Genomic DNA, 11,747 nt, shown 5'->3' with positions numbered 1-11,747 from the left:
AAGGACGACAGGGTATGGCGGTAAGCGGCGCAGCAGTGGCCAAACAGGAAAAGACGTCTGGCGCTCGCTCGCCGTCGCGTGCATTTTCTGCATTCGAACGGCTCGTTGCCTGGCGCTACCTGCGCGCCCGGCGCAAGGAAGCCTATATCTCGGTGATTGCGGGCTTTTCCTTCATTGGCATCATGCTCGGCGTCGCGACGCTGATCATCGTGATGGCGGTCATGAACGGTTTCCGCACCGAACTGATTTCCCGTATCCTCGGCCTTAACGGCCATGTCATCGTCCAGCCTATCGACACTCCGTTGAACGACTACGCGGCACTTGCCAAGAAGTTTGCGGCCGTTCCCGGCGTGACCATGGCCCTGCCGCTGGTGGAGGGCGAAACGCTCGCCTCCGGCCGGGGTGGCGTCGGTAGCGGCGCGCTGATCCGCGGTATTCGTGCCGAGGATCTTGAGAAGCTGAAGACCGTCTCCGGCAACATAAAGAACGGTGACATGGTGGGCTTTGCCGCCGGCACCGGTGTGCTGATCGGCTCGCGCATGGCGCAGCAGCTGGGTCTGGCCGCCGGCGACCAGATCACTCTCATTGCCCCCGACGGCGACGTCACGCCATTCGGCGTCAACCCGCGCGTCAAATCCTACACGGTGTCCGGTATCTTCGAGATCGGCATGTCCGAATACGATTCCTCTATCGTCTTCATGCCGCTCGAAGAGGCGCAGCTTTATTTCAACTCGCCCGGCATCGTCCAATCCATCGAGATCTTCGTCACCAAGCCCGACGATGTCGATACCATCAAGCCTTTGATTGAGGCTGCAGCCGGACGGCAGGTCTATCTCACCGACTGGCGCGCCCGCAACGAGACTTTCTTCTCGGCACTCCAGGTCGAGCGCAACGTCATGTTCATGATCCTGACGATGATCGTGCTGGTCGCGGCGCTGAACATCATCTCCGGCCTGATCATGCTAGTGAAAGACAAGGGCAGCGACATCGCCATTCTCAGGACGATGGGGGCGACATCCGGCTCCATCATGCGGATATTCTTCATGACCGGGGCAGCCATCGGTATCGTCGGCACTTTTGGTGGCGTCGCGCTCGGCGTTCTCGTTTGCATCAATATCGAATCCATTCGCAAATTTTTCTCCTGGGTATCCGGTACCGTCCTGTTCGATCCGCAGCTGTATTTCCTGAGCAAGCTGCCGGCGGAGATGAACCTCAGCGAAACTGTCACCGTCGTCGTCATGGCGCTTGGTCTGTCTTTCCTCGCCACGATCTTCCCCGCCTGGCGAGCCTCGCGGCTCGATCCGGTCCAGGCGCTGCGCTATGAATAAGGATGCCAGCATCTCCATGAAATCCAACGTCGTGCTTCAGCTGACCGGCATCGATCGCCACTATGGCGAGGGCGAGACCATGCTCTCTATCCTGAAGGACGCAGATTTCGCGCTCCATCGCGGCGAAATCGTTGCGCTCGTCGCCCCGTCCGGCACCGGCAAGTCAACGCTGCTGCACGTCGCCGGCCTGCTCGAGCAGCCGGATGCTGGCGATGTGACGATCAACGGCAATCCCTGCAACAACCTCACCGACGAGAAGCGCACGGCCATCCGTCGCAACGACATTGGCTTCGTCTACCAGTTCCACCACCTGCTGCCTGAATTCTCGGCCATCGAGAACGTCATGATGCCGCAGATGATCGCCGGACTGACGCAGAAGGAAGCCCGGGTCAGGGCAAGCCAACTGCTCGATTACATGCGCGTCGGCCATCGCGGCGAGCACCGCCCAGCCGAACTCTCCGGCGGCGAACAGCAGCGCGTCGCCATCGCCCGTGCCGTCGCCAATGCGCCACTGGTGCTTCTCGCCGACGAACCGACGGGCAATCTCGACCCCGGCACCGCCCACTACGTCTTCGATGCCCTGGAGGCGCTGGTGCGCCAATCTGGTCTGGCGGCGATGATTGCCACCCACAATCACGATCTCGCTGCCCGCATGGACCGTCGCGTTACAATCTCGGGCGGCAAGGTCGTCGAATTCTGATCGTCGTGCCGGTCAAGGCACGATGAGGCCGCCGCGATAATCGAGTTCATAGGCGGTGCGGCCGTCTACGATGATATGCTCGCGCCCGCTGAAATGGGTGCAATCACCGCTACTCTCGTCCGTGTAGCGACCGAAGTCATGGTCGAACTGCAACCCACCGAGGAACCGCTTCTCCTCGACATACAGATGCCGCAACGCTGCCTTGATGACGCAGCCTGCCTTCACTGCATCGATCAGTGCGGGCTCGATGATCTTCCCGAAATAATTCATTGCCCAGACGGGCTTGCCTGATAACCACGCCACCTCCTGGCCGGCAAAATCGGAGCCTCCAAAATAGCTGTCGAGATAACGCCACCGACCGCGCTCATAGCCGATGTCGTGAGACCCCGGACGACAGGAAGATAGTTTCGCCGCATCGGCCACATAAGTCTGCGATTTCGCCACGACGATAAAGTCATTCAGCAGCGCCGGATCCATAACTTCTCCCCCAGGATGCATTCTCAGGGTTGCATTTTCACGCGGCCATGTAAAGAACAAAATAAGAACAAAGGCATCTGACTGCAGGCGCTGTAATTGTCCCGACGCTCATTCATCGCGGATGCCACACGCGTCCATGGCGGTTTGATCCGCCCAGTCGGCAACTGCGGCTGTCCTCGCGTCGACTTTGCGTTCCTTGCCACCGCTGCTGACCTTGCCGCTGAGCACATTATAGTCGCAAGTGCCGCTGCTTTCGGGATCCAGCGTGTCGTGATGCGTGTAGGTGAAGCCGGCGACGACGAATGTCGCGTTGCGATAGGCGATCGTCAGCGTCTGCTCCCAGCGGTCGCGTCCGCCACCGCTGTTTTCCGAATGGACGGAGATCGATCCGTTGGGCAGCGCTGATATGCCCGGGTCCCGGCCGAACATACCGTCGAGACTGGTATTGCCGGATACCTTGTTCGGTGCTGCTGCGGCGAGATGTAGAAGAAGATGCTCCTTGTCGCGCAGGTAGATGTAGATGCCGATGTCGTCGCCGTCTTCCTCAGGGGCGATGAGCAGGGCGAGGTCAGCATTGCCGTCCCTGTTCCAGTCGCCGATCGCAGCTCCGATGATCTTTCCCGGCCCGATATCGCCGGCAAACGCACTCGACACGCATAAGGCGGCACTGAGCAGCGCCAAGGCCAAATTTTTCATAATCATCTCCTCCACGCACGCTCATAGCATGGCGTCGGTGCGCGTCCCAGTCATGGGGCCTAGCATGGCGGCATTTGAATCAAGCTCGCAGAAAATACTGTTGACAGGTGAATATAAAGGGAACATATAAGGAACATAACAACACCGGAGAGGCCCAATGACCGATATTATTCGAGACGTCGCCGCTTTCGCCTCCATCGTCATGTTCGTCACCAGCCTGTCGATCATCGTCATGGCGATGTAAGTTTTCGGGTACGACCACCGCCACGTGGTCTTGCCGACCTGAGTTGTTCTGGACTTTGCCAGCCGCTATGCCGACAATAGGACCGATTCATTCGGGCATGCGGAAGGGCTTATCATGGCAGAGGCAACTGACAGGCAGGGCGGACATTCTGGATCGTCGCCGGAGTTCGTGCACCTGCGTGTGCATTCGGCATATTCGCTTCTAGAAGGCGCTTTGCCGCTTAAGAAGATCCTCGCCAAGGCTTCAAGCGACAGCCAGCCGGCTCTGGCGATCACCGATACCAATAACCTGTTTATCGCGCTCGAGTTCTCCCAGAAGGCAATGGACGAGGGTCTGCAGCCGATCATCGGCTGCCAGGTTTCGATCGACATGGAAGATGCCGTCGAGGGCGAGAAGCGCAACGGCCAGCAGGGGCTCGCCAAGCTGCCTGCCATCGTGCTTCTTGCGGCTAGCGACGCCGGCTACGAGCGCATGGTCGATCTCGTCAGCCGCGCCTATCTCGGCGGCGACAATAGTCAAGCTGTGCACGTCAAGGCGTCCTGGCTGGAGGAGATCGGTACCGACGGCCTGATCGCGCTGTCCGGCTCCGTTGGTGGGCCCGTCGATATCGAAATCAAGGAAGGCCATCCGCAGAAGGCGGTGGCGAGGCTGCTGCGCCTGAAGGCGCTTTTCGGCGACCGGCTCTATGTCGAGTTGCAGCGCCACGGCACCTATGATCGCCGCCACGAACAACGCATGATTTCACTCGCCTACGAGCACGAATTGCCGCTGGTCGCCACCAACGAGGCCTTCTTTCCGACCCGCGACGACTATGATGCCCATGATGCGCTGATGGCCGTCGCCCATAATGCGATCGTCTCGGACGACAGCCGGTTTCGCCTGACACCGGACCACTATCTGAAAAGCCGCGCCGAGATGGCGAAGCTGTTTGCCGATCTGCCGGAGGCGCTGGCTAACACCGTCGAGATCGCCGAGCGCTGTGCCTTCGTACTGCAGACCCGCAAGCCGATCCTGCCGCGCTTTACCGGTGCCAGCGATGATCCGAAGGAGGCCGAACGCGCCGAGGCGCTTGAATTGCGGGCCCAGGCTGTCGAAGGGCTCGACATGCGGCTGGCGACGCTCGGCACGGCGCCGGGCTATGACGAACAGGTCTATCGCGACCGGCTGGAATTCGAACTCGGCGTTATCGAGCGCATGGGTTTTCCGGGCTACTTCCTGATCGTTGCCGACTTCATCAAGTGGGCGAAGAACGAGGATATCCCGGTCGGTCCCGGGCGCGGATCGGGTGCGGGCTCGCTGGTGGCCTATGCCCTGACCATCACCGACGTCGATCCTTTGCGTTTCTCGCTGCTGTTCGAACGCTTTCTCAATCCCGATCGTGTGTCGATGCCAGACTTCGACATCGACTTCTGCCAGGACCGGCGCGAAGAAGTCATCCGCTACGTCCAGAAGAAATACGGCCGCGAGCAGGTGGCGCAGATCATCACCTTCGGATCCCTGCAGGCCCGCGCTGCCCTGCGCGACGTCGGCCGCGTGCTGGAAATGCCCTATGGCCAGGTCGACAAGATCTCGAAGCTGGTGCCGAACAACCCGGCCAATCCGGTGACGCTCGCACAGGCGATCAAGGACGAGCCGCGATTTCAGGAGGAGGCCGAGAAGGAGCCGGTGGTCGCCCGCCTGCTTGACATCGCGCAGAAGCTGGAGGGTCTCTATCGCCACGCCTCGACCCATGCCGCCGGTATCGTCATTGGCGACCGGCCGCTGTCGAAGCTGGTGCCGATGTACCGCGATCCGCGCTCCGACATGCCGGTCACCCAGTTCAACATGAAGTGGGTCGAACAGGCTGGCCTCGTCAAGTTCGACTTTCTCGGCCTCAAGACCCTGACGGTGCTGAAGACGGCAGTCGATTTTGTGAAGCTACGCGGCATCTCGGTCGACCTCGCCACCATTCCGCTTGATGACGCGGTGACCTACGAGAAGCTGGCGCGCGGCGAAACGGTCGGTATCTTCCAGGTGGAAAGCCAGGGGATGCGCAAGGCGCTGCTCGGCATGCGGCCGGACTGCATCGAGGACATCATCGCGCTTGTGGCGCTTTATCGTCCCGGCCCGATGGAAAATATCCCGACCTACAATGCCCGCAAGCACGGCGAGGAGGAGATCGAGTCGATCCACCCGATGATCGATCACCTTGTCAAGGAAACGCAGGGCGTCATCGTCTACCAGGAACAGGTGATGCAGATCGCCCAGGTCCTGTCAGGCTATTCGCTTGGCGAGGCGGATCTTTTGCGCCGCGCCATGGGCAAGAAGATCAAGGCGGAGATGGACCAGCAGCGCGTTCGCTTCGTCGAAGGTTCGATGAAGAACGGCGTCTCGAAGGTGCAGTCCGACAACATCTTCGAACTCTTGGCCAAATTCGCCAATTACGGCTTCAACAAGTCGCATGCCGCCGCCTACGCCATCGTCTCCTACCAGACGGCCTATATGAAGGCCCATTACCCGGTTGAGTTCCTAGCCGCGTCGATGACGCTGGACATGGCCAACACTGAAAAGGTCAACGATTTCCGTCAGGATGCCAAGCGCCTCGGCATCGAGGTCGTGGCGCCGTCGGTGCAGACCTCGTTCCGCCATTTCCAGACCGGGGACAGGACGATCTTCTATTCGCTGGCTGCCATCAAGGGCGTTGGCGATGCCGCCGTCGAGCACATCGTCGAGGTGCGTGGCGACAAGCCCTTTGCCAGTATTGAAGATTTCTGCCTGCGTATCGACCCGAAACAGGTCAATCGCCGCGTTCTGGAAAGCCTGCTGTATGCCGGCGCCTTCGATTGCTTCGGCATCGACCGGGCCCAGCTTCTGGCAGGCATGGAACGGCTGATCGGCTATGCCCAGCTCGCGCAGGAAAACCGCCGCAGCGGCCAGCATGACATGTTCGGCTCGAGCTCCGCCTCCGGGCCTGAAAAGATTTCCTTCCCGGCCTTCACGCCGTGGCTTGCGTCTGAACGGCTGCTGAAGGAGTTCCAGGTGCTCGGCTTCTACCTCACCGCCCATCCGCTCGATGCCTACAGCGGGGTCCTCGACAAATTACGAGTGCAGAGCTTTGCCGACTTCTCTGCCGGCATCAAGCACGGCGCCGGCAATGCGCGGCTGGCCGGCACCGTCATCGCCAAGCAGGAGCGCAAGACGCGCACCGGCAACAAGATGGGTATCTACACATTCTCGGACGCCACCGGCCAGTTCGAGGCTGTCATGTTTTCCGAACTGCTGGCCCAGTACCGCGCAATCCTTGAGGTGGGCAAATCCTTCGTGCTGACCGCCGCCGCCGAGGAGAGGCCGGAAGGTATCAGCCTGCGGCTGAATTCCGTGCAATCGCTGGAGGAAAAATCGTTGCAGATGCAGAAGGCCATGCGCGTCTTCGTGCGTGATTCAGGCCCGCTGAAGATGGTGGCCGCCCATCTGAACGCCAGGGGCGACGGCCTGGTATCCTTCATCGTCATCAAGGAAGACGGCAAGCGCGAGGTCGAAGTCGCACTGCCCAACAAATACCGCATATCTCCCGAAATCGCGGCCGCCATGCGAAGTGCACCGGGGGTCATCGACGTCGAGCTGGTTTGACAGGGTTACCCCTTCGTTGCCAGACCGCCACGCCGCGTGATGGTGATGAAATCGGTGCCGTCGCCGGTCTCCGGGCCGACGCCGGTGTCCGATATGGTCAGCGACGACCCCGTTGTCAGAAGGCCCTCGATCTTTTGCCTGACGTCGTCGGGGATGGAGATTCGGTCGAGGGCCCGGTCGGCGGCATCCAAGGCCTCCGATTGTCGCTCACTGGTAATGCCGAAGCGCTTTTTCGTATCCTTGGACAGGTCGCCCTCCAGCGTCATGCCATACCACTGCGCCTGGCCAATGGCGCGTTCCACGTCGTGGGCGGTAAAGAAATGCGTTCCGAGCGCTTCCTGTGGCTCCGCAATGGTGGCCGCTGCCTCGAGCACCGGCTTGAAGCCCTGTCGTACCATGATCGCACCGTTCGGTGGCTCGCCCTTGCCGGCTGCGGCATAGACGGCCTTCATCAGTTCCGGTCCGATCAGCCCACCTGTCGCGGGTAGGCCATGGGCACTGCGAAAATCGCGGATGGCCCGGACGGTGGCAGGACCGAGATAGCCGTCAGGAAGGCCTGCATCGAAACCGAGGGTGGATAGAAGCTGCTGCAGGTCGAGGACGTTTTCACGCAAGCCCCGCCGGGTGATCAGGATGCTCAGCGGCGCCTCGTTGCGCGGGGCAGTGAGCGCCGGTGGCGGAGGCAGCGCGGCGGTGTCGTTCATGGCCACTTCCACCGGCTCGGCGCGCAACAGAAAGCCTGACGTCGTCGGACGCAGAGACAGCTCGGAAAACATCGGGCCGCTGACCGTCGGGGCCAACGGATGAAACAGCGTCGCATGCTCGATCGGCTGGGGGACGACGGCGGCGTCATTGATGACCACGTGCACGCCGGGCTGCGTCATCGCGTAGAGCTTCTTGGCGAAGGCTTTTGGCATGCGCACGCAGCCGTGAGAGGCAGGATAGTTCGGCACAGAGCTGGATTCGTGAAGGGCGATGCCCGACCATGTCAGTCTTTGCATGAACGGCATCGGCGAATTCGAATAGATGTTGGAGCGGTGGTAGACCTCCTTTTCCAGCACCGAAAAGATGCCCGATGGCGTCGAATGTCCGGATTTTCCGGTCGACACTTTCGAGGTCGCGACCACGGTGTCGCCGTCATAGACCGATAACTGCTGCCGGTTCGTCGACACGACGATCTGAAGCACCCGAGCATCGGCCGCCTCGGCCGGATGGGTCAGTGCGGTGGCCGAAAGCAGGCCGATACCAAGAACCAGACGCGTAAACATGATGTCCACCAAAAACGCAATACTCGTGACTATGACCATAGCAAGGGAAGTTTAAGGAAGACTTGAGACCTCATCGAGTACAATTTTAGATTGTGTCGAGCGGTGATACCACTTTCATAATGGTTTAATAATAAACCTCTTGGCAACAACTCAAGAGATTGGTATTGCATCGAAAAAGCGGTATAGGTTGCTGTATGTTTCTGTCATGCGATGCACTTATACGTCTGCATGAATGACAGGTTATCGTAAATACTAATGAACCTTAAGGTAGATTAAGTGTCGTCTGCCGCCGTATATTCGGAAGGTGTCTCGGTATTAACCCGCAGTGACTTAGCCAGTTTGGAATATCTATGTCTGATAGTGATGTCGAAATGAAAATGCCGCACCAAGAGACTGCGTCGCGGATAGAAACTGTTGCTGTTATAATACCCTATTATAATGGTTCGAAATATATTCGTAGGTCGGCCGAGAGTGTGTTGGCGCAGACCGTTCCTGCGACGGAATTTGTAGTCGTCGATGACGGATCTTCACCAGAAGAAGCGGCGTTGCTTGACGAAATAGCCCAGTCCATGGGCTTTCGTGTCTTGAGAAAAGAGAATGGCGGCCAAGGGACTGCAAGAAATTACGGTGTTGCACATACGTCTTCGAGGTTCATCTGCTTTCTTGATCAGGATGACTTCTACCTGAAAACGCATATAGCAACGCTCCTCGACGCAGTTCCTCTTGACGATCCGCATTTTGGTTGGGTTTATGGCGACCTGATGGAGGCGGATGGCGAGGGCAATATCGTGCGCTCGGACATGGTCAAGCAGCATGCGTTGCACCCTAAGCGGTTCATCAATGACCTGCTTGCGAACGACATGTTCGTACTGCCGTCAGCGTCGTTGATCGAGCGCACAGCTTTCGAGGCAGTCGGCGGCTTTGATCCGCAATTTACCGGCTACGAAGATGACGACCTTTTCCTGCGTATCTTCCGTCGCGGGTACACGAATTACTTTGTCGATAAAGCCGTCACCGTCTGGTGCATCAACAGTGAGAGCACGTCGTACAGCATCAAGATGAGCCGAAGCCGGCTTCGTTATGTGAAAAAGCTCTGCTCGCAGTTTCCCGATGATGTCGACAAGAGGCGCAACTATGTGAGGGACCTCATCGCGCCGCGTTTTACGCATATGATAATTTCGGATGCCTTTACGGCCGTGGCATTTTCCAAGACGCCGCAACAGAAAAAGATGGCGGCTTACAAGGACGAACTGGTCGAAATCATGAATGGTTATGTAGAAACCATATTCGGATGTACGAAACTGAGTATCAAAAATCGTATTGCGATATGGGTGCAGTCAAAGATCATCAATCTGAAGTCGAAAAATCTTTCGTTGGCGGCGTTGTATCTTTTCCGGACGTCTAGACGGGCGAGAAATTTCATTCGTTGAAAATTGAGTGTGTCCACATCAGGCCTATCTCTATTCGCCACCAAGGCTCCCGACAATGTCTTTCGTGACCTCGACGATAAGGGATCTTAGCCAGCGGTGAGCCGGGTCTTGGCGATAGCGCACGTGCCAGGCCATTTCGACGGGAAATGTGCCGAGGTCCACGGGCGCAGGCAGGACCCGCAATCGCGGGTCCGCAGCAAGGTGGTGGCAAATGAGGCCGGGCAGGGTGGCGCAGTAGTCCGTCACGGCGATCATCTCCGGCACGGCCAGAAAGTGCGTGACGGACACGGCGACCTCGCGGTTCAAGCCCTTCTGTCCAAGCGCCTGGAAAAGACCGGCCCGCAGCCGTCCAGGCGGGATGACGTTGACATGCTTGAGGGTCTCGTACTGTTCCCTTGAGATACCGTCGCGGATGTCAGGATGTCCGGCTCTCACTACACAGGCCAGCCCATCGTCCATCAGGTGCTGGACGACCAGATTATCCGGCGGATCCACGATCCGGCCCATCACCATGTCCGTCGCACCGGATACCGCGCCGGCTTCCGTGGCATCGTTGTTGAACGGTATGAGACGCAGCCTGATGCCGGGTGCGCGTTCGCGTAGTTTCGAAACGATCGAGGGCATCAGGACAAATTCGACATAGCTGTTCGGTGCGATAGTGAAGAGCCGCTCGGCGTGCTGCGGATCGAAATCCTGCTGCCCGACGATTGCCTCGTCGATCTTGGCGAGAGCGTCGATGATGACAGGCGCTAGCTCTTCTGCCATCTGGGTCGGCCTCATGCCGTAGCGCTCCCGGATAAACAGCGGGTCGCGCAGTGTCTCGCGCAGTCGGTTAAGGGCGTTCGACAGGGCTGGCTGGGTTATGCCCAACCGCTCGGCTGCACGGGTGACATTGCGCTCCTCCATCATGACGATGAAGACCGGTAGCAGATTGAGATCATATTTCATCCAGTCATAATCGTTCATGAATATCTGAAATACAAATAATAAATTTCATAAATTCCTTGCCGGGGCGCATAGTCGCCTCATCGGAAACGACGGCGCCGCCACAAGCGGCTCGTCGAACCCGGAAGGAGGGCGTGGCGTGGTGCCGGGCCCGATTTCAAAACCCTCGATGGGATCTGTAAAATGAAAATTCTGATGGTTCTGACCTCGCATGACGAACTTGGCAACACCGGCCGCAAGACCGGTTTCTGGCTGGAGGAGTTCGCCGCTCCCTATTATGCATTCCTTGAAGCGGGTGCTGATATCACCGTCGCTTCGCCGGCTGGCGGCCAGCCGCCTCTCGATCCGAAAAGCGACGAGGAGGGCTCCCAGACGGAGCAGACCCGCCGTTTCCATAACGACCAGAAGGCCCAGGCGGTTCTCGCCTCTACCGTTAAGCTTGACTCCGTGTCGCACGAAGACTTTGACGGCGTCTTTTATCCAGGCGGCCATGGCCCCCTGTGGGATCTTGCGGAAGACAAGACCTCGATCGCGCTGATTGAAAACACTTACCGGGCCGGCAAGCCCGTCGCCCTCGTCTGCCACGCACCGGGTGTGCTGCGCCATGTGAAGGCTGCCGACGGAACACCGCTGGTGAGCGGCAAGAAGGTCACGGGCTTCAAGAACTCGGAAGAAGATGGCGTCGGCCTCACGGATGTCGTGCCTTTCCTGGTCGAGGATATGCTGAAGCAGAACGGCGGCGTCTATTCCAGCGGCGATGACTGGGCGTCCTACACGATCAAGGACGGTCTCCTGATCACCGGCCAGAATCCAGGCTCTTCCGTTGAGACGGCAGGCATCCTTGTCGCGGCACTGACTGCCGCCAAGGATGCGTAAGCGCGGTTAACAGCGTTTCCTGCAGATATTCTTCGACCAGTGGCCTGGCCTTAAAGCCCGGCCATTTTTATGGGGCAAGGAAGTCGCGGCAGTTGTGTCGTCTCCGAATTCGGCACTGCGGACCACTTCAGTCGCCTTCACTTTTCGCGTGCCGGTTCGATTTCCCATTGAGGT

9 protein-coding genes are annotated in these 11,747 nt (G+C 59.0%); 5 read left to right on the top strand and 4 right to left on the bottom strand.

Going from position 1 to position 11,747, the window contains the following annotated elements:
• Nucleotides 1-14 precede the first annotated feature (14 nt).
• Nucleotides 15-1,328: a lipoprotein-releasing ABC transporter permease subunit gene (locus J5278_RS12405; RefSeq protein ID WP_209183523.1), complete on the top strand. Its 1,314-nt coding sequence runs from the start codon at nt 15-17 to the stop codon at nt 1,326-1,328.
• 16 nt (nt 1,329-1,344) lie between these two features.
• Complete coding sequence (locus J5278_RS12400; protein WP_209184097.1) at nt 1,345-2,028, top strand: ABC transporter ATP-binding protein; 684 nt, start codon at nt 1,345-1,347, stop codon at nt 2,026-2,028.
• 12 nt (nt 2,029-2,040) lie between these two features.
• Here J5278_RS12400 and J5278_RS12395 read toward each other — a convergent pair whose 3' ends face one another.
• Both J5278_RS12395 and J5278_RS12390 read right to left on the bottom strand, forming a co-directional pair.
• Complete coding sequence (locus J5278_RS12395; RefSeq protein ID WP_209183525.1) at nt 2,041-2,505, bottom strand: DUF5680 domain-containing protein; 465 nt, start codon at nt 2,503-2,505, stop codon at nt 2,041-2,043.
• Nucleotides 2,506-2,613: 108 nt separating this feature from the next.
• Complete coding sequence (locus J5278_RS12390) at nt 2,614-3,201, bottom strand: hypothetical protein (RefSeq protein WP_257623365.1); 588 nt, start codon at nt 3,199-3,201, stop codon at nt 2,614-2,616.
• 358 nt (nt 3,202-3,559) lie between these two features.
• On the opposite strand from J5278_RS12390, the gene dnaE reads away from it, so the two are divergent.
• Nucleotides 3,560-7,054 carry a DNA polymerase III subunit alpha gene (dnaE, locus tag J5278_RS12385; RefSeq protein WP_209183527.1) on the top strand — a complete coding sequence of 1,165 codons (3,495 nt, stop codon included), beginning with the start codon at nt 3,560-3,562 and terminating at the stop codon, nt 7,052-7,054.
• A 5-nt stretch (nt 7,055-7,059) separates the two neighbouring features.
• Here dnaE and J5278_RS12380 read toward each other — a convergent pair whose 3' ends face one another.
• The gene (locus J5278_RS12380; RefSeq protein ID WP_209183529.1) at nt 7,060-8,322 is read right to left on the bottom strand and encodes a L,D-transpeptidase family protein; all 1,263 of its coding nucleotides are present in this window, start codon (nt 8,320-8,322) and stop codon (nt 7,060-7,062) included.
• A 350-nt stretch (nt 8,323-8,672) separates the two neighbouring features.
• Between J5278_RS12380 and J5278_RS12375 the strand changes: the two genes are divergently transcribed.
• Nucleotides 8,673-9,752, top strand: a complete 1,080-nt coding sequence (locus tag J5278_RS12375; protein WP_209183531.1) for a glycosyltransferase family 2 protein — start codon at nt 8,673-8,675, stop codon at nt 9,750-9,752.
• A 30-nt stretch (nt 9,753-9,782) separates the two neighbouring features.
• Here J5278_RS12375 and J5278_RS12370 read toward each other — a convergent pair whose 3' ends face one another.
• The gene (locus J5278_RS12370) at nt 9,783-10,700 is read right to left on the bottom strand and encodes a LysR substrate-binding domain-containing protein (RefSeq protein ID WP_209184099.1); all 918 of its coding nucleotides are present in this window, start codon (nt 10,698-10,700) and stop codon (nt 9,783-9,785) included.
• A 180-nt stretch (nt 10,701-10,880) separates the two neighbouring features.
• Between J5278_RS12370 and J5278_RS12365 the strand changes: the two genes are divergently transcribed.
• Nucleotides 10,881-11,573 carry a type 1 glutamine amidotransferase domain-containing protein gene (locus J5278_RS12365; RefSeq protein WP_209183533.1) on the top strand — a complete coding sequence of 231 codons (693 nt, stop codon included), beginning with the start codon at nt 10,881-10,883 and terminating at the stop codon, nt 11,571-11,573.
• The last annotated feature ends 174 nt before the right edge of the window (nt 11,574-11,747 follow it).

The sequence above is a fragment of the Rhizobium sp. B21/90 genome (assembly GCF_019355815.1).
GTDB classification, from domain to species: Bacteria; Pseudomonadota; Alphaproteobacteria; order Rhizobiales; family Rhizobiaceae; genus Rhizobium; species Rhizobium rhododendri.
Note: the sequence above shows the minus strand (reverse complement) of the source record. Positions and strands in the feature narration are given on the sequence as shown.

Bases quoted from the DNA above. Each gene is read 5' to 3' on its own strand.
- dnaE (WP_209183527.1), top strand. From the start codon at position 3,560: ATGGCAGAGGCAACTGACAGGCAGGGCGGACATTCTGGATCGTCGCCG.
- J5278_RS12400 (WP_209184097.1), top strand. From the start codon at position 1,345: ATGAAATCCAACGTCGTGCTTCAGCTGACCGGCATCGATCGCCACTAT.
- J5278_RS12375 (WP_209183531.1), top strand. From the start codon at position 8,673: ATGTCTGATAGTGATGTCGAAATGAAAATGCCGCACCAAGAGACTGCG.
- J5278_RS12390 (WP_257623365.1), bottom strand. From the start codon at position 3,201: ATGAAAAATTTGGCCTTGGCGCTGCTCAGTGCCGCCTTATGCGTGTCG.
- J5278_RS12380 (WP_209183529.1), bottom strand. From the start codon at position 8,322: ATGTTTACGCGTCTGGTTCTTGGTATCGGCCTGCTTTCGGCCACCGCA.
- J5278_RS12365 (WP_209183533.1), top strand. From the start codon at position 10,881: ATGAAAATTCTGATGGTTCTGACCTCGCATGACGAACTTGGCAACACC.
- J5278_RS12395 (WP_209183525.1), bottom strand. From the start codon at position 2,505: ATGGATCCGGCGCTGCTGAATGACTTTATCGTCGTGGCGAAATCGCAG.
- J5278_RS12370 (WP_209184099.1), bottom strand. From the start codon at position 10,700: ATGAAATATGATCTCAATCTGCTACCGGTCTTCATCGTCATGATGGAG.
- J5278_RS12405 (WP_209183523.1), top strand. From the start codon at position 15: ATGGCGGTAAGCGGCGCAGCAGTGGCCAAACAGGAAAAGACGTCTGGC.